We start from the raw sequence: 22,120 nt of genomic DNA, 5'->3' as shown, positions 1-22,120 counted from the left end.
AATCTAAATACTAAACTTAAGTATATTGATTTTCGCTATTACCAAAAGTTTTATAAATAATCATCTACATCAGAAGCAGGTACACATGTTATTGCTGTACTCCAGGCATTATTATTTACATAATAGTATCCAGCACGATAATTAAGACTTTCAAAACTTCTCCCATTTTTAGGACTAATACTTATATAAACTCCTGTAGATGTTGCATCCTCATACTTTAATATATTATTTGTTCCAAATTCAGGTGGCATAGCATTAGTTGGGATGCCGTAACCAGAAGGACACGTAAAAGTTATAGCTCCTGGATTTGCTATCCATGATATACCAGATACAGAACCTGTTCCACTAGCAGGTATCTGAGAGTAATCTCCTCCTGTTAAAGTTATTTGTGTTTTTATATTAGGAGCTTCAACAATAACATCACTACTTTGGCTTACTGTTCTTGTTGCTCCATCTGGTAAAGTAACAGTCCCTGAAACACTGATATAATGGCTACCAGCTCCTACAGGAAATACATACCCAGTTGGATTACTTGTAGAAGAACACGTATCATTTTCACAACTCGGCAGATTATTATCTGACATTTGTTGTGCAGTTGCATAATTGCCACCTGAAATAGACCATTCTAAAGAGTCATTTTTATTATTTAAAGAAGTTTTACTTAAGATCTTCTCCGAAGTCTTACCTAACATGTCAGTCGTTTTTAATACGTCTACTTGAGCTAACTCTATATGACATATATTTTCAGCGCATTCACTGACTATTTTTAATTCTTTGGTTTCCTGTTTATTGATACAACTTGTTAACCCTATTGATATAATAGCTATAAAAGTTGCTATTATTAACTTTTTTTTATTCATAAAATATATCCCAAGTAAATTTTATATTTAATTCTAAATTAACTGAACGCCACATTGTAACATAAAAAGTATTAAATAAAAATTATATTTATATTTACTTAAGATTTAAACTCTGTACACGATGATTTTTTCATAACCTAAGCTGTTTAGTTGTTTTATTTAGGATTTTTAAGCATAGAGAAAAACCTCTTATTGAGAAGTCTAACTCTTGAATAGAGTTAATTAACATATCTAATCCATACCTAAAGTAAGTATTTTGTAATCTTCCATGCATTTTCCTAGGAATAGGTTTTATTTTGGCATCTTTATATTCACCTACTTTATGAATCCATACAAAGGCTATACATAGTAAACCAATTAGCTTTGCTATCTTGTTTTTATCAGTCAAATGGGTATCTTCAAGATTAAAACCTCTACCTTTAAATGCCTGAAATAAGTTTTCAATCTCCCACCTCATAGCATACACAGGTATAAGACTTTCTATACTATTGGAGTTACTAGCTACAATAAGAAGCTCTCCTTTTTGTGTTCGAGTACCAGATAAATAGACACTTTGATTATAGATTTTTCTTTTGCCATCAATACTTTTATATTGGTGTACAGCTAAATCATCAAATAATATTGAGACTTTAGCACTAAAGTTTCTAGAGTTAGTTGTAGTAAGGTTATTTCTAATTCTAACAATGTAATCAATGTTTTGTGAATCTAGCCAGCCTAACCAATTCTCTCGCATAAATTCTCTGTCACCCAAGATACATGCTATACGTTCTTTACCAAACTTTGAGATGAATCGTTTAACTAAGCTTATTCTAAACTGGGAATCAGAATTGCCTCTATGATCTAATAGATCATAGTATAAAGGTATTGCTATACCTTCGTATACTGCTGATAACATTAAAATATTTATATTTGTTTTACCAAGTTTCCAGTTTGTCCTATCCATTACTAGGTATAATTTATCTTTTCTTGATAATAAATGATTAATACTAAACTCTGCTATAGCATCAAAATCAAATTCTACATCTTTGAAAAAACTTGAGACCTTCTATAATTTGAGGACATTTTATTATTGTTCTTAAAACATCTTGATATCTTTGACAAATTAACTGTTTGTGATGATATTAAACCTATTAATAGGTTACTTAAACAGTCTATTCTTGACTTGTGCCAAGTAAATACTTTATATAAACTTTCTTTTAGATGATTAAAGTGCTTTTTAATCTCTCGTAAATAATGAATATATAAGGCTTTAGTCAGCTTTTTTAATTTTTTTCATCGTGTACAGAGAGATTTAAAGCATTAAATCAAATTCGTTTTGAAAGAGTTTAAACATAAGCTTCATATTATATTTCAACTAAAATCAACTTAGAAGTTTTTTAAGAATCTACAGAGAAAAATTTGAATGGCTAGATTATACTTCTGACATCAGTAAATGCTACAAATATTCAAATACCTAACGAGCATAAGCTGAAGAAAGCTCTGATATTTCAAGAGTAACGGTATATTTATCCATATTAACGCATTTATTTAATATCTCTAAAATTTTATTTCTCAAATTAGTTGATAGAGTGTCTAAGTGTTCTTGCTTACGTCCTGCTAAGACTTTTATCTGCATATGAACAAGCTCTTTATCCTGATTACCTGCAACACAACAATATTCATAATTATAAATACGACATTTAAACCCTTCTAATTTTGCAGGCAAGCCATCAACTAAATAGTGCTGTGAAATATTTATTATTTGCTTAGCTAACTCAATATCAAACTTTTTTGGCACTTCTAAAATTATATGTGGCATTTATTAAACACTCCTTTTAAAATCTTTTTTTTAATAATGCAATTAAAATTAGCTTACAACATATCTTAACTTATAATCTATTATTTTAGAGCAGCTATAGTAGAAATATTTCTTTACCTAAAATCAATTATTCTAAGAAACTACATTTTTTGGATTTGCATTTAGAAATGATTCAATATTATCTTTTGTTATCTCTAATATTTTATTCATAGCTTCTATGCTTGTCCAAGCGATATGTGGAGTTATATAACAATTCTCTAACTTATTAAGATTATATTTAATAGCTGGTGGCTCTTGTGCTAATACATCCAAGCCAGCTGCTTTTATTTGATTGGTACTTAATTTTTTATATAGTGCTTTCTCATCAACTAGATTACCCCTACTAACATTTATCAAAATAGCGCTTTTTTTCATCAAAGATAGTTCTTCATAACCTATTATATTTCTTGTGTCTTTAGTTAATGGGCAATGTAAACTTATAATATCACTATTTTTAAGCAGCTCACCCAAGCTTACAAAACTAACTGATTCATCATTATAGTTAGATCTACTATATACTAGAACTTTCATACCAAACGCTTTTGCGATAGAACTAACTTTTCTCCCAATATTACCAAAGCCAACTATCCCAATTGACATATTTGATAATTGATTCCAGTTATTATTTATTAAACACCATTGTTTACTAATTGCCCAAGAATCATTCTTAACAGAGTCAGTATTTAAAGAAATATTATTTATTATATGTAGTATTAGTGCAAATGTATGTTGAGCTACAGCATCTGTACCATAAGCAGGCACATTAGTCACAGTAATATTATATTTCTTTGCAGCATTAATATCTATAGAGTTAAATCCTGTTGCCATAACACCTATGTATTTTAATTTTGGAGCTGCTTTAAGATGCTCTTCTAATATAGCTGTTTTATTTGATAATACAATATTAGCATCTTTTATCCTCATAATAAGATCACTTGCGTCAGTTTTATCAAATAATTCCACGCTTCCGAATTCTTCTAAAAAAGAAAATTTTTCCTTTTTATAAGGAATTGTTTCTAATACCACGATTTTCAACATAATATCTCCCTTCAATATTTTCAAAAAATTATTAAACCTCTCCACTTAAATAAAATCTTAATGGTGGAATTAAAAATACTGTCCTTGCTATATAGAATAATATCAAAGCTATCCACAAACCATAATTTTCAAAGCCTTGCAATAGAAATACTGAAACAATATAAACTAAAGCTGCCAAAATCATCGCATTTCTCATAGCTACAGTTTTCAACAATCCAACAAAGACTCCATCTATCCAAAAGCTAAAACTAGCAACTATAGGAATTAATATTGAAAATAAGATATATTTATTCACTTGATATTTCACATCAACTAAAGATGTAAATATAGTAACTATGTGATCTTTAAAACAAGCATAAATAAAAACCAAAATAAAAGTTATTACTAAACTCTGTAATAGTGTTTTACTAACTACTTCTTTAAATATCTTTTGGTCATTGTCTACGTAAGCTTGAGCAACTAATGATTCTGTAGTATTTGCTAGAGCATCAAGAAACATTGCCATAAATATACTTACTTCAATCAATATTGTATTAGCTGCTAAAATATCTTTTCCATATTGTGCTGAAAATATATAAAAAGAGTTCATTGATAATAATAAGCATAATGAACGTATAAAAATATTAGTATTAAGCTTTAGGAAAGGTATATATTCACTAATTGTAAAATAATCAAATTCTTTTAAAATCTGTTTTACTAATACTCCTCTTCCCACAAAAAACCTATAAGTTTTTATAAATAGAAAAATGGTTGTAACGCAATATGCTGATACCAAAGAAATTGCAACACCTGTAACATTACACTGCATAAATATAACCCAAAACACGCTGGAACTAGTTGCGAAGATCATTAAAATCAAAGAGCTATATAAAACTACTTTTGTCTTACCAATGCCTATAAAAAAACCTAAAAAAATAAAGTTTAACAACGCAAACCAAAATACATATATTGCAATATTATAGAATCTAATAAATAAAGTTTTTACGATACTATCAATATGAATTATGCTTAAAACTAAGTTTAAGATAAAAGGTTTTAATATAAAAATAATTATAGATATAATGCTTGCAACTATTATTGCCCTTAAAACTATACGGAACATTTTTTCTATATCGTCGATATTTTGAGCTATCAAACCAGTTAGGCTCATTCTAAAAAAAGCAAATAACAAACATATAACATTTAATATAGAAACTCCTAGCCCTATAGCGGCTAAGTAACTACTATTATTAAGATGTCCAATAATAGCAGTATTAACTATTCCTACCATTGATAAAACCAAATTGGAAAATATCAAAGGTAATGATAATAAAAAGATTTTTCTATGCATCTAAAAAGCTCAAAATATAATATAGATAAAAATTATAACATCTAAAAAACAACTCTATATTCATTTATCAAAATCTAATAAGTCTTATCAAATTACTGATATATTCATACTTACAACTTTAAGTTATTATTAACGCCGCTAAAGATAAAATAAACCTTTTACAAGCATTAGTAAAAGTTTCATTTAGTAAAGCCATAATAAAATATAGTTTCAAAAGTTTTTGCTTGCTAGTTATTTTTTTATGGTCATATAATTAATATGTAAAACAAAATAAATTACTTTTTTGGTAGTTTGTAAGGAGATATAACTATGAAAAACAATTTGAAATTAACACCTACTATGATTTGTGCTTTAATAGGTATTAGCTCTTTCTCAATAGCTAATGCTACTGAAGCATGGTCAACTAATGAATTATCATCATATGTTGCAGGTACTATTGTAACTGATAATGGTAAAACATATAAATGTAAAGGTTGGCCTGCTTCTGGTTGGTGTAAAATAGGTGCTTATAAACCTAGTGGGACATATGGTAGTGATGCATGGGATGTTGTTGGTGATGAGCCAACTCCAACTCCAACTCCAACTCCAACTCCAACTCCAACTCCAACTCCAACTCCAACTCCAACTCCAACTCCAACTCCAGGCGACTCTGTACAGGAATGGAATGCTAGTACAATTTATGATCCTAGTGATAAAGACAATAAACCTTATCAAGCTATTTATAATGGTAATCTTTATACAGCTAAATGGTGGACTAAAGGTGAAAATCCTAGTCAATCTGGTCAGTGGGGAGTTTGGAAAAATGAAGGTCCTGTAGCTGAACAAGGTAAAGGTACAATATCTGTCGTGCTTCCAGCTAAGCCAAGCTTTATAGCTGATGGTAAATTAGCTGATGTACAAATCCTTAAAAACGGTGTTAAAGTAGCTGAAATTAAAGATGCTCAATGGGGGGCTACTACTAACATTGAAGTAAGTGTCGGTGATAGCTCTGACCTTACAGTTAGTGTGCCTGCTATTGATGGTGCTACTGGTTCTGCTAGCCCAGCATCATTTACTCTTGCAAAAGATGGAACTCAGACTGTTTCTGTGGAATATACAGCCCCTAAACCTGCTGAAGAAGGTTCTATTAAAATTTCTCCAAAAATAGATGGCATTACAGGAAATCCTTCTACTACCTATACACTTAAAGATAATGATGGAAATATAATTAGCAGCGGTAATGTTGAAATAAATAAATCTATCACATTAAACCACATACCTTCATCAGAAGGTGGTATTGTTTACACACTTACTTTAGGTAGCTTTACTTCAAATGGATATAACTATACTCCTGATAAAGTGTATTCAGTAACTGTAAGCAACTTCAATACTTCCGAAGTTGATGTTACATTTAAACAAGAGCAAGTTCCCACTGAAAATGTCGCAATATCAATTGATGGTTTACCAGATGGTAAATCAACTACTTTAACTTTAGCAAATAACAAAGGCGATACTAAAACTTTTGATATAAATAGTAATTCTCCTATATCTACTGAAATACCTAAAGATGGAGCTTCTTGGACTATAACTATTGCTGCTATTGCTGGATATAAACTATCAGCTTCCCCTTCATCTTTCTCTGCCGATCAGAATTCTCAAAACATATCCATTATAATAGAGAAAAATTCTTCTGCAGATACAAACTGGCCTGATAGAGTTGTAGTAGGATACGTTAGAGGTTATGACGCACCTTGGTATAGCCAACCTGAAACAACTAACGAAATGATTCAAGCTGCTATGGATCACGGATATAATGTTATTGTTTATGCTTTTGCTGGACAAGAGCCTAATGGCACAGTAACTTTACCTCTATGGCCTGAAGCAATGAAATCTAGAGTACCAAGTCAAATTAACATAATCCATAACAATGGTGGTATAGCTCTTTTATCAATAGGCGGAGCTGAGAACTATTTTGATCCTGATATGAGTGGAGACAAAGCAGTTCCTACAGGGAAAGCTATGGGTAAATTCTTAGCTGAAAATGGTTATGATGGTTTAGATATAGATGTAGAGCATCCTAACGCATCATCTTCAGTAGCAGCAAACTTCCTAAAATATATTGATTCAGCAAGAGCAGAGTTTAAATCTATTACAGGTAGAGATATGTACCTAGCTGCTGCTCCTCAAATTAATGGTTGGTACGGCACTGGACAATGGGCAAGTGGTAGTGCAAAATTTGCAGAATCTATGTATACACAACAATTCATGGATGATGCTCATTTTGATGCTGTGTTTGTTCAAACATATAACCAATACGGTGGAGCTAACTTTGGCGGCTTAAAAGGATTTGATGTTGGCTTCTTAACTATGACTTTTGATCTCTTAAGTGAGCAAACTCGTGATAATATGACAGGCGTCACTTCCGGATCATTCTATGTACCAGAAGGTACAAAAATAGTTCTTGGAGTTCCTGATTTTAAAGATCCTTCTGTATCAGACTCGGAATATCTAACTGGTTCATGTCTAGCTACAGCTAAATGTTCTGGTGCTGGTTTATACAAACCTACAGACATTACTACTGATATTAACAGTGGTGATCTTAAACAACATAGTCAATATGGTGGTCTAATGACATGGATACTTAACTCTGACTCTTATCAAGGTTGGACTTGGGTTGATGGTGTCAAAGGAGTAGCCTACAACTAATAAATTTTTATTCTATCAATTTCTTCTTATTTAATTATATAAATAATAATTTCTACCAAAACCAATTACTATTTTTAAAACTACTATTTAAAGTTTATTTAGTTCCAAATATTTTATCACCAGCATCTCCAAGACCTGGAATTATATATTTTTTCTCATTTAAATGACTATCTATTGAAGCTGTATATAATTCTACATCGGGATGTGCTTCTTCAAGAGCTTTTACGCCTTCTGGAGCAGATACTATTGTAATAATTTTAATATCTTTTGAACCTGCTTTTTTCAGTAATGATACAGTCTCTATCATTGAACCGCCTGTCGCTAACATAGGATCTACTATAAGAGCCATTCTCTCATCAAGCTTATCACAAAGCTTCGCAAAGTATGGAACAGGTTTTGCTGTCTCTTCATCTCGATACATACCAACCATACTAACTTTTGCAGCTGGAACATGTTCAAAGACACCATCCATCATGCCAAGACCTGCTCGAAGAATAGGCACTACTGTTAGCTTTTTCCCTTTAATTTGCTCTATTTCAATATTAGTATCTTGCCAGCCTAAGATTTGAGTTTTTTCTAGTTCAAAATTCGCTGTAACTTCATAAGCTAAAAGACTAGTGATCTCTTTTGTTAACCTTCTAAACTCTTGAGTACTAATGCCTGCAGCTCTCATAAGACCAAGTTTATGCTGTACCATAGGGTGTCTGACTTCTACTACTTTCATTGATTTTTCCTTTTATATTTAGTTAAAATAATTTATTTGTCCAAGTATGACTTTACTTTTTGCTCCTGTTGCTGTTGGTATATTATTATAGCTTCTATTAAGAGTTTCATTTCCTAATACAGCAAATGCCACTGCTTCTTTAGCATCACTATTTTCACCAATATCTTCAAATGTTAATACATCAATATCTAGCAAATCTTTTATAGTTTGTATCAAGAACTTATTATAAGCTCCACCACCAGTAAAGATTATTTGATCCAAGTTATGTTTATCAAATACAAAATCTTTATATGCATTAACTATGCTCTCAGCTGTAAATATAGTTAGTGTATGTACTATATCTTGAGGAGAGTTTTCCTTGTATTTCCCAATAATATAATCTGTATATTCTATCCCAAAAAGTTCTCTACCTGTAGATTTAGGAGGCTTTTGCTCTAAGTATTTGTTTGATAAAAGTTCCTCTAACATCTCTAGAATAACTCTACCTTGCTTAGCAATTAAGCCATCTTCATCATAGTGTTTATCAAATAAAACCTCTACAGCTCTATTTATCATCATATTACCAGGACCAGTATCAAAAGCATAAACATCTTCAGCATTTGCATTTTTAGGAATAATTGTTGTATTAGCAATCCCCCCTATATTATGTAAGGCACGTGATTTATTTTTATCTCTATACAAAATATAATCCACATAAGGAACTAATGGTGCTCCATCACCTCCTGCTGCGATATCTCCAGCTCGAAAATTTGACACAACTGTTGTTTGACATTCATAGGCAATAGTTGCAGCATCTCCTAATTGTAATGAAGACTTAACAAAGTTACCTTCACATATTGATTGGTGATAAATTGTCTGACCGTGATTAGCTATAAACTCTATATCTTTTAAACTTAATTTAGAAGTTTCTACTAGCTTTTTTACAGCACAGGCATATTCAACTCCAAGCTTAAAATTAAGACTACATAATAGCTGAGCATTACTTCTTGATAAATCTAAAGACTGCTTAATATCATTTAATAAATCTTCTGAATATGAATATGTTTCAAAACTAACTAATTTAATATCAGTATCTAATCCATGTCCTCGAATCTTACATAAAGCCACATCAATTCCATCTAGTGAAGTTCCAGACATAATTCCTATACAGTATTTATAATCGCTCATTTTAAATACCCTAAATTTAAAACATCTTATAAAATAAATTACATCCTAAAAAAGCTCTAAACTCAATGCTTAAAACTTGTTTAGCTATATAAGTTTGTTTATTCTTAAATAATAAGCAATTATTTTTCTATGTGATTATGAAATATTTACAATTAAAGCTTTCTCTTTTTCTTATATTTTTCATTAGTGCTATTTTACTTAATAGCGTTGGTATAGTTATATTACAATCTGTTACTCACTATCAAGTCACAGAAGTACAAGCAAGTATTCTAGAAGCATGTAAAGACTTAACTATTGCTATAGTTTCTTTTTGCATATGCTCTTTTATTCCAAGACTTGGTTATAAAAATGCCATGCTTATAGGGTTAGCAATAATTACCGTAGGTTGTATTGCAATGACTACTTTGAATAATTTTTTAGTTACTAAAATATTGTTTGTTTTAGTAGGTGTAGCTTTTGCATTGATCAAAGTTTCTGTATATTCAACTGTTGGACTAATTACAAATGACTCAAAAGCACACGCTAGTCTTATGAGTTTACTAGAAGGTGTCTTTCAAATAGGTGTTGTACTATGCTTTTTTATATTTAGTATATTTATACATTTTGGTAACTGGCTTGGTACTTACTGGTTAATAATTGGCTTATGTATTATAGCCTTTTTATTACTTTTATTTACTAAGCTTGATGAATCAGCCGTACAAAAATCAAAAGACTCTAATTTCTTAGTAGATACCTTAAGTATGCTAAAACTTATAAAACTTCCTATTGTTCTGCTATTTATAATTAGTGTCTTTTTCTATGTGTTTATTGAGCAAGGTGTTCAATCATGGTTACCAACATTTAATACTAGAGTACTTCATCTATCAGCTTCAACTAGTGTATTTATGGCTAGTGTTTTTGCTTTAAGCATTGCTGCTGGCCGAATCACTTTTGGATTTATAATGAAGAAAGTAGACTGGAAAAAAATCATACTTATAGGTCTTATATGTTGTGCAGTGCTTATAGTATTTACACTTCAATTATCAAAACTAGTTAATCCCAAGGAGACTGACACTGTTATTGCAATAGTAGTATCTTTAATTTTCCCTATGATTGGTTTTTTCATGGCTCCAATATATCCAACATTATGTTCAAGTATTCTTAGTAGCCAACCTGAAAACTTACAAAGTGCTATGGCTGGTTTGATAATCATATTCTCTGCTCTAGGTGGTACTATTGGTTCTAGAATAATTAGTGAAATATTTGCACACTTTGGTGGTGTAACTGCGTTTTACTGTGTACTTATACCTATAGCACTTTTAGTACTATTAATACCTCCTTATGCTAAACTCCATAGGAATAAATAATTATGTCTAATAAACAACAAGAACAACTAATTCAATTATCAGGTGAACTTTTTGAAGCAGTTCAATTAAAACCATGCTTTAATGACTCAAAATACTTTGTTGATATGACTCCTAAAAGATCTTCTCAAAATATCTTAAATGATTACAAAAAGCTCAAAGACTCTGATGATTTTGATCTTAAAGCTTTTGTCGAGAATAACTTTTACCCTCCAGTATCAGAAAAAACTTTTGATAATAGTAAAGAATTATCCCTATCATCGTATATTAAGCAAATGTGGCATTTTTTACATCAATCATCTGACAAACAGAATTCTCTAAGTTCTCTTATACCATTACCAAAGTCTTATATAATTCCAGGCGGTAGGTTTAGAGAAGTTTATTATTGGGACTGCTATTTTACTTGTGAAGGTTTACGAGTTGATGGCGAAATACAGATGATTAAAGATATTGCAGATAACTTTGCATATTTAATAGATACTGTTGGCTTTGTACCAAATGCAAATAGAAAATACTATCTAACTCGCTCTCAACCACCTTTACTTTACTTAATTGTTGATATCTTATATCAAGAACTAGGTATTTCCGCTATTGAAAAATATTTACTAACTTTAGAAAAAGAATATTTATTTTGGATGAATACACAAAGAAATGTAAATGGTTTAAATAGATATTGGGATGAGTCTGCTACCCCTAGACCAGAATCATATCGCGAAGATATTGAGCACGCGCAAAATATAGCAAACAAACCAGACTTCTACCGTAACATCCGTGCAGCTTGTGAATCTGGATGGGATTTTTCTAGTCGTTGGTTTGCTATTACAAATGATTTTAGTACTATTCAAACAACAGATATTCTACCTATTGATTTAAATAGCTATCTATATGGATTAGAGAGTTTATTAGGTAAATGGTTTGCTGAAGTTTTAAAACAAGAAAAAGCATCTCAATATATAAAGCTGGCTAAAAAAAGAAAGCAGCTTATCCAAAAAAACTTTTGGAATACTGAAAAAGAATTTTTTTATGATCTAAATAGTAAGACAAATAAGATTACTAGCATTACAAGCTTAGCAGGAATAACGCCACTATTTTTAAATATAGCTACTAAAGAGCAAGCTCAAAAAATAGCTAAAACTATAGAAGATCAATTTTTAACAGACCATGGACTTATTACAACAACTGAAGATACCTCTCAACAATGGGATTCTCCAAATGGCTGGGCCCCTTTGCATTTTGAAGCTGTTATAGGTCTAGAAAATTATGGCTTTGATAAACTTGCTGAAACGATAGCTAAGAGATTTGTAAATACTGTTAATGAGAAGTTTAATGAAACTGGAAAGATTCGTGAAAAATATGATGTAATAAATCCTAAAACAAATGCTGGTGGTGGCGAATATATTGTCCAGGATGGTTTTGGTTGGACAAATGGAGTAACTGCAATTTTTACAAAAAAATATAATTTAGAAGTTTAAAGGATTTAGACTATTTCATATCTGTGCCAACAAATCTAAAATAATCATATATAATTTATCTACTTTTGACCTACTTGTTGCAAAGCTTGATCTAGATCATTAATTAAGTCACTCGCATCCTCTATCCCTACTGAAAGACGAATTAATTGATCAGTGATACCAAGTTCCGCTCGTATACTCTCTGGAATACTAGCATGTGTCATAGTGCTTGGCTGTTCTAACAAGCTTTCTACACCACCTAAGCTTTCTGCTAAAGTGAATAACTTAGTATTAGTAACAAATTGCTTAGCATCTTTTGAAGAACCTGTAATCTCAAAAGAAATCATACCACCGAAATTACGCATTTGCCTTTTGGCTAACTCATGTTGAGGATGAGACTCTAATCCTGGATAATAAATTTTTGCAACCTTAGGATGCTGTTCTAACCAATTAGCTATTTTCATCGCATTATCACAGTGTTTCTCCATGCGTAGTGCTAGAGTTTTAGCACCACGATGAGCTAACATGCTATCAAATGGACTTGCAATAGCCCCAACGGACATCTGTAAAAAACGCATTTGCTCACTTAATGGAGAACCTTTTGCAGTAACTACCATACCACCAACAACATCAGAATGTCCACCAATATATTTAGTAGCAGAATGAACCACTAAATCATAACCCAAATCAAGAGGGTTTTGTAAAATTGGTGAAGCAAAGGTGTTATCACATACAGCAATAATATTATTTTCTTTAGCCCATTTAGCACAGACTTCTAAATCAGCCAATTTTAGTAATGGATTACTTGGAGATTCTAACCATAACATTTTAGTATTAGTCTTTTTAAATTTATTTAGGGTTCTTACTAGATCTCCTTTGGTCAAATTGACAAAATCTAATTCTAAACCAGCACTTTTGGAGCGTACTTTATCAAACAAACGAAAGCTGCCACCATACAAATCATCTGATGAAATAATGTGAGATCCAGCAGGTAACAAATCAACAATGGTAGCTGTAGCAGCTAAACCTGAAGAAAAAGCAAAACCTTGATCTCCATTTTCTAAACTAGCAATACAATCTTCATAAGCATCACGAGTTGGGTTACCTGCACGAGAGTAATCATAGCCTTGATGCTCATTAGGTGCAGATTGCTTGAAAGTGCTACTTAGATAAACAGGTGTAATCACCGCACCAGTAAATGGATCTACTTTTTGACGGCCATGAATCCCAAGCGTTGCTTTTTTTAAATTTTGATTATGCATTTTTTTATTTCCTTTATTTTTTAATATCAGCTTGTGTCGCATACAACGGTGTTTGTTCAATAATATCAGCGAAACCTTCGGACTTTAACCAATCATTATTGGCATATTTACCTAAGTAATTACGAATTGAATCTGGTAGCAACACTAAAGCTTTTTGACCAGCTTTTAAATCTTTAGCTGCCTCGATTAAACCACAAACTGCTGCTCCACATGAGCCACCACATAAAAAGCCTTCTTTCTGCATTAATTTACGAGCCATTTTAAAAGAATCATGATCATTTGATTTATAAAACTTATCTACTATGCTTGAATCAAAGACCTTAGGAAAGAAATCATAACCAATACCCTCTACTTGAAAATCACTAACTTGATCACCACCACCTAAAATAGAACCTTCAGGATCGACACCAATAATTTTTATATTCGGCCACTCTTCTTTTAAACGTTTTGCTATACCTGTTAAAGTACCACCTGTACCAACACCCATTACTACCATATCTAAACCCTCAGGAAAATCAATAATAATTTCTTCTGCAGTACCATAATAGTGAGCTTTAGGATTGTCTTGATTAGCATATTGATCAAGTACATGAGCATTTGGTAATCGTTCTGCTAAACGCCTAGCTACTGAAATATGACTATCAGGTGCATCAAAAGCAGCTTCAGTTGGTGTGCGAATAATTTGTGCTCCCAAACGCTCTAATACTAGCTGCTTTTCTTGACTCATTTTTTCAGGCATTACAATGATAACCTTATAGCCTTTCACTGAACCTGCTAGAGCCAAACCAATACCTGTATTGCCAGAAGTTGGCTCGATGAGAATATCTCCAGGCCTAATGCGACCTTCTTTTTCAGCTTCTTCAATCATTCGATATGCAATACGATCCTTAATTGAACCACCTGGGTTAAAAAATTCGCATTTAGCATATAATTCACAAGGTAAATCTTCACCAATATTATTTAAGCGTACAACAGGTGTTTTACCAATAGTTTCTAAAATATTGTTATAAATCATATCAATCCTTAAATTTGGTATAAAATATTAGATTCTAATTAAATAAAGAAATATACAAAAAGTATAATTATTTATATTAGCGTTGCAAGGATATTAGATCTTTTACAATTAATATTTCATGCATATTACTTATAGATCAAAATAAATATATAAAAATACGAACTATCCTTAAACAAACAAAAAGTATACTCTTATTTGAAAAGATTAAATTTGTGATTTTTTAATACATTTCTAGTAAAGCTCTATTATAATCGTAGAATATAACTATATTTAATTTAAAGATTGTATTCAAAAAATATTACTCTATATTAGCATACGCCAGCTACCCATCCATGTAGGCTTGGATTCACTTACCATATTTATATTGTGCTGCTGCGCCGCTGAGAATATTAGCACTCCCAGTAATGAGCCTTGAAACTTCTATTAAGGGCATAAAAGTTGCTATTTCTACCGCTTTAAGTAATAAGTACGATACATGAACCAATTTTATGACGCTTACAAATTTAGTAACTCAGACATACATTATAAAACTAATAAAGTAGCATAATTTCAATGTTTTTATTAATCATGTGAATAAGTATTACTTTAGAATAAAATAAAATTTACATAATAGTTAGCGCCCTTTATAAAAAGAGCACTAAGTTTAGAAAAATTTATTTAATGATAGGATCTAATTCACCGCTTTCATAACGCTGAAACATCGTCTCAAGAGAAAGAGGCTTAATTTTACTAGCCATCCCAGCACTACCAAATGCCTCATATCTAGCTTGGCAAATTCCCGACATAGCTATTTTTGCTACAGCATTGTACTTACGTGGATCAAATTCAGCTGGGTTTTCAGCCATGAATTTTCTAATAGCTCCAGTCGCAGCCATACGCAAATCAGTATCAATATTAACTTTGCGAACACCATATTTAATAGCTTCAACTATTTCTTCTACTGGTACACCATAAGTCTCACCCATAGCTCCACCATAAGTATTGATAACTTCTAGCCAATCTTGTGGTACAGAAGATGATCCATGCATTACCAAATGAGTATCAGGAATTCTTGCATGAATTTCTTTTACTCTTTTAATAGATAAAACATCGCCTGTAGGTGGTTTAGTAAACTTATAAGCACCATGAGAAGTACCTATAGCTATTGCTAAAGCATCTACTTTTGTTTTCTTAACGAAATCAGCTGCTTCTTCTGGATCTGTAAGCATTTGATCCATTGATAGAGTACCTTCGGCACCAACACCATCCTCTTCACCAGCTTGTCCAGTTTCTAGTGATCCAAGGCATCCTAACTCACCTTCAACAGATACGCCACAAGCATGAGCCATATCAGAAACAGTTTTTGTAACATTCACATTGTACTCATAATCAGAAGGAGTCTTACCATCTGACTTTAAAGAACCATCCATCATTACAGATGAGAAGCCTAACTGTATAGATCTTTGACAAACTGATGGTGACGTACCATGATCTTGATGCATACATACAGGAATATGTGGATATTCTTCTATCGCAGCTAAAACTAAATGTCTAATAAACGGAGCACCTGCATATTTTCTAGCACCTGCAGAACCTTGTAAGATAACTGGTGAGTTAACTTTATCTGCAGCTTCCATAACAGCTCTTACCTGCTCAAGGTTATTAACGTTAAAAGCTGGTAACCCATAACCATGCTCTGCAGCATGATCTAATAGTTGACGTAATGAAACTAAAGCCATGATTATCTCCTTATCTTACTTGACCTGCAATTATTACTTTAATTTTGTTAGTACTTCCATGCACTCCCATGCTATCACCACTAGTAAGGACAAGAATATCTCCATCCTTAACTAATTTTCTAACTTCAAGTTCCATAGAAGCTGATCTATTAACATATAGCTTAGACATTCTAGTTGAATCAAAATATATTGGTACAACTCCTCTAAATAAAGTCATCGCCCCTAGTGTTGTTGCATTACGTGATAAAGCATAAATAGGTAGATCTGAGTTTATACGCGACATCCAGCGTGAAGTATTCCCACCTTCAGTCAATACAATTAGACCTTTTGCGCCAATATCATTTGCAATCTTAACAGCTGCTACTGATACAGCATGATCTATTCTATCGCAATCTGATATCTTTTGTTTTTTTGATATATGTGTATATTTACTTCTTTCAGCAGATTGACAAATTCTTGACATTGCTGAAACTGTTTCAGCAGGATATTTACCTACTGCTGTTTCAGCTGAAAGCATTACCGCATCAGTACCATCAAACACAGCATTTGCAACATCTGAAGCTTCCGCACGAGTTGGAGAAGAGTTTTCTATCATAGATTCCATCATTTGAGTAGCTGTGATAGATCCTTTTTCATTTCTTCTAGCTGTACTTATAATAAACTTTTGCACAGTTGGGACATTCTCATCGCCAATTTCTACTGCTAAATCTCCACGAGCTACCATCACAAGGTCAGATGCATCTACAATCGCTTTTAGGTTATCTTCTCGTACTGCTTCTGCTCTTTCAATTTTAGCAACCATTGCAGGCTTCCAACCAGCTTCATTTACAAGCTGACGTGCATACTCCATATCTTTACCATCTCTAACAAATGAAACAGCTAAGAAATCTACTTGAAGCATTGCAGCCACTCTGATATCTTCTTTATCCTTATCTGTAAGAGCAGGAGCTGTAAGCCCACCACCCTTTTTATTGATCCCTTTGTTATTAGAAACTTTACCGCCAACTACAACTTTAGTAACTGCTTTATTTCCTTTTACAGAATCAACTTCCAAGACAATTTTGCCATCATCAACTAATAAGATATCGCCTTTTTTTACATCTTGTATTAACTCTTTATAGTCAATACTTACAGCGTTCTCATCACCATCTTCAAGACCCAAATCCGCATCAAGAGTAAACTTCTGTCCTTTTTTAATAATTACAGAACCATTCTTAAATTTTGACAATCTAATTTTTGGACCCTGTAAATCTGCTAAAATACCAACATATGTATCTTGCTCTTTTGCAATTTGACGAATTAAATCTACTCTTTTACGATGATCTTCAGCAGAACCATGCGAGAAATTACATCTTACTGCATTAACCCCAGCCTTAATCATCTCTGTTAAAGCTTCTCTAGATTCACTTGCTGGACCAAGAGTAGCTAAGATTTTTGTTCTTCTCATATAAATTAACCTTTAAAATTACTTACTTGCTTTTTCTATCAGCATTTCTATAGCGGGCAGTTTTTTACCTTCTAAAAGCTCTAAAAATGCCCCACCAGCTGTTGATATATAAGAAACTTTATCTTTTATATCAAATTTCTCGATAGCTGCGATTGTATCGCCACCACCAGCAACTGAAAAAGCATTTGATTCTGCTATAGCTAAAGACAAGGCTTTTGTACCTGATGCGAAGTTATCAAACTCAAACACCCCCACAGGACCATTCCAAAGTATAGTATTTGCTTCTTTTAGACACTCTGTAATATATTCTTCTGATTTAGGTCCTATATCTAGAATAATATCGTCATTAGCAATATCATGTACGTCTTTAACTATTGCTTCTGCATTTTCATCAAATTTTTTAGCAACTCTGACATCTCTAGGTATTGGAATGATAATACCTTTATAATTAGCTTCTGTAATAATTTCTTTAGCTTCTATAACAAGATCTTCCTCATATAATGAAGCACCAATATTATATCCTTGAGCTTTTAAAAAAGTATTTGCAATACCACCGCCAACTACTAAGATCTCTACTTTTTTTAGTAAATTATGCAAAACCATCAGTTTAGTAGATACTTTAGATCCGCCAACTATAGCTGCCATTGGTTTTTTAGGAGATTTCAAAACTTTTTCTAAGGCATTAACTTCCTTAGCTAAAAGTAATCCAGCACACGCTACGGGTATAAACTTAGCAACACCATATGTTGATGCCTGAGCTCTATGCGCGGTCGCAAAAGCATCCATAACAAATACATCACCAAGACTTGCTATTTTTTGCGATAAATCATCATTAGAGCTCTTTTCACCTTTATTGAACCTTACGTTATCACACATAACGATTTCACCAACTTTAGCATCAATACCATTTAACCAATCTTTAGCAAATTTTACTGGCTTATTAATGATTTGAGATAGTGCTTCTGCTACAGGCTCTAGTGAAAACTGAGGATCATACTCACCTTCAACAGGTCGTCCTAGATGAGACATCAAGATAACAGCCCCACCTTTATCTAAAATATATTGAATAGTTGGGATAGCAGCCTCAATTCTGACTTTACTTGTAACCTTACCATCTTTAACAGGTACATTAAAATCTACACGAACAAGAACTCTTTTATCCTTTAAATCAACATCTCTTAAAGTTAGAAAATTCATAACTTACTCCAGATTTATAAAGCTCCAAAATATTCTACTACTCGAACCATTTGGTTTGTATAAGACATTTCGTTATCATACCAAGATACAACTTTAACTAATGACTTATCTCCAAGTGAAGTTACTTTAGTTTGAGTAGCATCAAATAATGATCCTTCTGAAATGCCAATAATATCACTAGATACTAACTCTTCTTCTGTATAACCAAAAGAATCATTTGCAGCAGCTTTCATTGCAGCATTAACTTCTTCGGCTGTAACGCTCTTAGATACCACAGCAACAAGCTCAGTTAAAGATCCAGTAGGTACAGGAACACGTTGAGCAGCTCCATCTAATTTACCAGCTAACTCAGGTATCACAAGACCAATAGCTTTAGCTGCACCAGTTGAGTTAGGCACAATATTTACAGCTGCAGCTCTTGCACGACGGAAATCATTTTTTGCATGAGGAGCATCTAATGTATTTTGATCTCCAGTATAAGCATGAATAGTAGTCATAAAGCCACTTTCAATTGTTGCTAAATCATGTAAACCTTTAGCCATAGGAGCTAAGCAGTTAGTTGTACAAGAAGCTGCGGATATGATCTTCTCATCTGCATTTAATATATGATGGTTAACGCCAAATACTACTGTTGGTAAATCATTACCAGCAGGAGCAGAAATAACCACTTTTTTAGCACCAGCATCTATATGAGCTTGTGATTTTGCTTTTGATACATAAAAACCTGTACACTCTAGTACAACATCTACATTTAACTCACCCCATGGTAAGTTAGCAGCATCTTTTTCTGCATATATTTTAATTTCTTTACCATCTACAACTATAGAATCTTCTTTTGCTGATGTTACAGCTGCTTTTGAGAATCTACCTTGAGCAGAATCATACTTTAATAAATGTGCTAACATTTTTGGATTTGTTAAGTCATTAATCGCAACAATTTCAATTCCATCTTTTTCAAACATTTGACGAAAAGCTAAACGACCAATTCTACCGAAACCATTAATTGCAACTCTCATTATTAATCTCCTTAAGATATTATCTTGCGAAAGTTATTACACATATTTAGCAACTATGTTGCTGATATTTTCTACAGTAAAACCAAAGTACTTAAACAAATCTGAAGCTGGTGCTGATTCACCAAAACTATAGATTCCTTTTACTTCACCTCCAGCTTTTGGCATATATTTATACCACATATCAGGCTGTGCCATTTCTACAAAAATAGCTGGGATATCATCTTTGATTACTGTTTTTTTATACTCTAAATCTTGAGCATCAAAAACTTCTACACACGGTATAGAAACTACATTTATTTTTATACCTTTATTTTCAAACTCTTTAGCAGTGTTTATAGCTAGCTCAACTTCTGAACCTGTAGCTACAATTGTTGCTTTTGCATCAGAATATTCCTTAACTAAATAACCACCTTTTGAAACTTCTACTACCTGGTTTTTGTTTTCAACCACTGGCTGTAATCCTTGGCGAGTTAAAACCATAACACTCGGAGTGTCTTTTGATTTAACAGCTTCTTGCCACGCAACCATAGTTTCAATAGTATCTGCTGGTCTCCAAACATTTAAATTTGGTATCAACCTTAAACTTGGCACATGCTCAATTGGTTGATGTGTCGGACCATCTTCACCTAAGCCAATAGAATCATGTGACATAACATGAACTACTGGTTGCTTCATTAATGCTGACATTCTGATAGCATTTCTAGAGTAATCACTAAACACCAAGAATGTTCCACCGTATGGTTTTAATCCACCATATAAGCTTAGACCATTCATAATAGCGGCCATACCAAACTCTCTTACACCATAAGAAAGATAGTTAGCTCCATCATCAGTGTTATTCAACCAAACAGAGCCACTCCAGTTAGTATTATTAGAGCCTGTTAAATCTGCCGATCCACCAAACATTTCCGGCATTTTACTACATAACACTTCTAATGCCATTTGAGAAGCTTTACGTGTAGCTACTTTTACAGGATTTGCTAACTGAGCGTTAATATACTCACTCACAGCAGTATTTAACTCAGAAGGTAGTTCTTTATTTAATACTCTCTTTAATTCTTCAAATTTAGGAGTATTTTTGTAAGAATCCCATACTTTTTGCCAATTCTGTTCTAGAATTTGACCTTTTTCTTTGGCATCCCAATACTTATAAACATCTTGAGGTATTTCAAATGCTTCATATTTCCAACCTAGTTCTTTAGCAGCTGAAGCTCTCTCTTGATCACTTAAAGGTGAGCCATGAACAGATGCAGTACCTGCTTTTTCAGGTGAGCCAAAACCAATAACTGTTTTACAACATATTAAAGTTGGTTTATTTTGCTCAGCTTTAGCATCAACAATAGCCTGTTCTATAGCTGCAAAATCATGACCACCAACATCTTTTATTACATTCCAACCATAAGCTTTAAATCTTTCAACAGTATTATCTGTAAACCAGCCTTTCGTATCTCCATCTATAGAAATACTATTATCATCCCAAAAAGCTATTAATTTATTTAACCCTAAAGTTCCTGCTAAAGAGCATGCTTCATGAGAAATTCCTTCCATTAAACAACCATCTCCTAAAAATACATAAGTATGATGATCTATTAATTTCGTTCCAGCCACATTATATCTATCTGATAATAACTTCTCTCCTAAAGCCATACCAACAGCATTTGCAATACCTTGACCTAAAGGTCCTGTAGTAGTCTCAACACCTGCAGTATAGCCATACTCTGGATGACCTGGTGTCTTTGAATGAAGTTGTCTAAAGTTTTTGATATCTTCTATTGATAAATCATAGCCAGACAAATGTAATAATGAATATAACAACATAGATCCATGGCCATTTGATAGTACGAATCTATCACGATTTATCCAACTTGGATTATTTGGATTATGTTTAAGAAACTTTGTCCATAAAACTGTTGCAATATCTGCCATACCCATAGGCATTCCAGGGTGACCTGAATTGGCTTTTAACGTTGCATCGATAGATAAGAATCTTATCGCATTTGAAACTTCTTGAGAAATAGATAAAGACATTA

17 protein-coding genes are annotated in these 22,120 nt (G+C 32.5%); 3 read left to right on the top strand and 14 right to left on the bottom strand.

What is annotated here, in order from left to right; genetic code table 11:
• Window positions 1–50 precede the first annotated feature (50 nt).
• The 5 genes from R8535_RS00405 to R8535_RS00385 form a co-directional block, all read right to left on the bottom strand.
• Entirely contained in the window at window positions 51–860 is an 810-nt protein-coding gene (locus R8535_RS00405; protein ID WP_329495476.1) for a DUF3281 family protein, read from the bottom strand.
• 130 nt (window positions 861–990) lie between these two features.
• Entirely contained in the window at window positions 991–1,845 is an 855-nt protein-coding gene (locus R8535_RS00400; RefSeq protein WP_329495515.1) for an IS4 family transposase, read from the bottom strand.
• A gap of 468 nt (window positions 1,846–2,313) precedes the next feature.
• Window positions 2,314–2,658 carry a hypothetical protein gene (locus R8535_RS00395; RefSeq protein WP_329495474.1) on the bottom strand — a complete coding sequence of 115 codons (345 nt, stop codon included), beginning with the start codon at window positions 2,656–2,658 and terminating at the stop codon, window positions 2,314–2,316.
• A gap of 132 nt (window positions 2,659–2,790) precedes the next feature.
• Window positions 2,791–3,735, bottom strand: a complete 945-nt coding sequence (locus tag R8535_RS00390; protein ID WP_329495472.1) for a D-2-hydroxyacid dehydrogenase — start codon at window positions 3,733–3,735, stop codon at window positions 2,791–2,793.
• 31 nt (window positions 3,736–3,766) lie between these two features.
• Window positions 3,767–5,065 carry an MATE family efflux transporter gene (locus tag R8535_RS00385; protein ID WP_329495469.1) on the bottom strand — a complete coding sequence of 433 codons (1,299 nt, stop codon included), beginning with the start codon at window positions 5,063–5,065 and terminating at the stop codon, window positions 3,767–3,769.
• Window positions 5,066–5,374: 309 nt separating this feature from the next.
• Here R8535_RS00385 and R8535_RS00380 point away from each other — a divergent pair, with 309 nt between their 5' ends.
• Complete coding sequence (locus tag R8535_RS00380; protein WP_329495467.1) at window positions 5,375–7,750, top strand: glycosyl hydrolase family 18 protein; 2,376 nt, start codon at window positions 5,375–5,377, stop codon at window positions 7,748–7,750.
• A 94-nt stretch (window positions 7,751–7,844) separates the two neighbouring features.
• On the opposite strand, the gene upp is transcribed toward R8535_RS00380, so the two are convergent.
• Both upp and anmK read right to left on the bottom strand, forming a co-directional pair.
• Complete coding sequence (gene upp / locus R8535_RS00375; RefSeq protein WP_329495464.1) at window positions 7,845–8,474, bottom strand: uracil phosphoribosyltransferase; 630 nt, start codon at window positions 8,472–8,474, stop codon at window positions 7,845–7,847.
• An 18-nt stretch (window positions 8,475–8,492) separates the two neighbouring features.
• Window positions 8,493–9,641, bottom strand: a complete 1,149-nt coding sequence (gene anmK, locus R8535_RS00370; protein ID WP_329495462.1) for an anhydro-N-acetylmuramic acid kinase AnmK — start codon at window positions 9,639–9,641, stop codon at window positions 8,493–8,495.
• Window positions 9,642–9,778: 137 nt separating this feature from the next.
• Between anmK and R8535_RS00365 the strand changes: the two genes are divergently transcribed.
• The gene (locus R8535_RS00365; protein ID WP_329495460.1) at window positions 9,779–10,987 is read left to right on the top strand and encodes an MFS transporter; all 1,209 of its coding nucleotides are present in this window, start codon (window positions 9,779–9,781) and stop codon (window positions 10,985–10,987) included.
• 2 nt (window positions 10,988–10,989) lie between these two features.
• Window positions 10,990–12,456, top strand: a complete 1,467-nt coding sequence (locus R8535_RS00360) for a trehalase family glycosidase (RefSeq protein ID WP_329495458.1) — start codon at window positions 10,990–10,992, stop codon at window positions 12,454–12,456.
• Between the two features lie 59 nt (window positions 12,457–12,515).
• Here R8535_RS00360 and R8535_RS00355 read toward each other — a convergent pair whose 3' ends face one another.
• From R8535_RS00355 to tkt, 7 genes are all read right to left on the bottom strand, one after another.
• Window positions 12,516–13,697 carry a trans-sulfuration enzyme family protein gene (locus R8535_RS00355; RefSeq protein WP_329495457.1) on the bottom strand — a complete coding sequence of 394 codons (1,182 nt, stop codon included), beginning with the start codon at window positions 13,695–13,697 and terminating at the stop codon, window positions 12,516–12,518.
• 13 nt (window positions 13,698–13,710) lie between these two features.
• Window positions 13,711–14,712 (bottom strand): pyridoxal-phosphate dependent enzyme, encoded by a 1,002-nt coding sequence (locus R8535_RS00350; RefSeq protein WP_329495455.1) that lies wholly within the window; start codon window positions 14,710–14,712, stop codon window positions 13,711–13,713.
• A gap of 653 nt (window positions 14,713–15,365) precedes the next feature.
• A complete protein-coding gene (fba, locus tag R8535_RS00345) occupies window positions 15,366–16,430 on the bottom strand; it encodes a class II fructose-bisphosphate aldolase (protein ID WP_329495453.1) in 1,065 nt (354 codons plus the stop codon).
• Between the two features lie 10 nt (window positions 16,431–16,440).
• Complete coding sequence (gene pyk, locus R8535_RS00340) at window positions 16,441–17,877, bottom strand: pyruvate kinase (protein ID WP_329495452.1); 1,437 nt, start codon at window positions 17,875–17,877, stop codon at window positions 16,441–16,443.
• Between the two features lie 18 nt (window positions 17,878–17,895).
• Complete coding sequence (locus tag R8535_RS00335) at window positions 17,896–19,074, bottom strand: phosphoglycerate kinase (protein WP_329495451.1); 1,179 nt, start codon at window positions 19,072–19,074, stop codon at window positions 17,896–17,898.
• A gap of 14 nt (window positions 19,075–19,088) precedes the next feature.
• Window positions 19,089–20,090 carry a type I glyceraldehyde-3-phosphate dehydrogenase gene (gene gap / locus R8535_RS00330; protein ID WP_329495448.1) on the bottom strand — a complete coding sequence of 334 codons (1,002 nt, stop codon included), beginning with the start codon at window positions 20,088–20,090 and terminating at the stop codon, window positions 19,089–19,091.
• Between the two features lie 36 nt (window positions 20,091–20,126).
• On the bottom strand, window positions 20,127–22,118 hold the full coding sequence (tkt, locus tag R8535_RS00325) for a transketolase (protein WP_329495447.1): 1,992 nt from the start codon (window positions 22,116–22,118) through the stop codon (window positions 20,127–20,129).
• Between the last annotated feature and the right edge of the window lie 2 nt (window positions 22,119–22,120).

Source organism: Francisella sp. 19S2-4, from assembly GCF_036281795.1.
Lineage (GTDB): Bacteria > Pseudomonadota > Gammaproteobacteria > Francisellales > Francisellaceae > Francisella.
The sequence above is the reverse complement of the archived record's forward strand: the minus strand, read 5'-3'. Positions and strand labels throughout refer to the sequence as shown.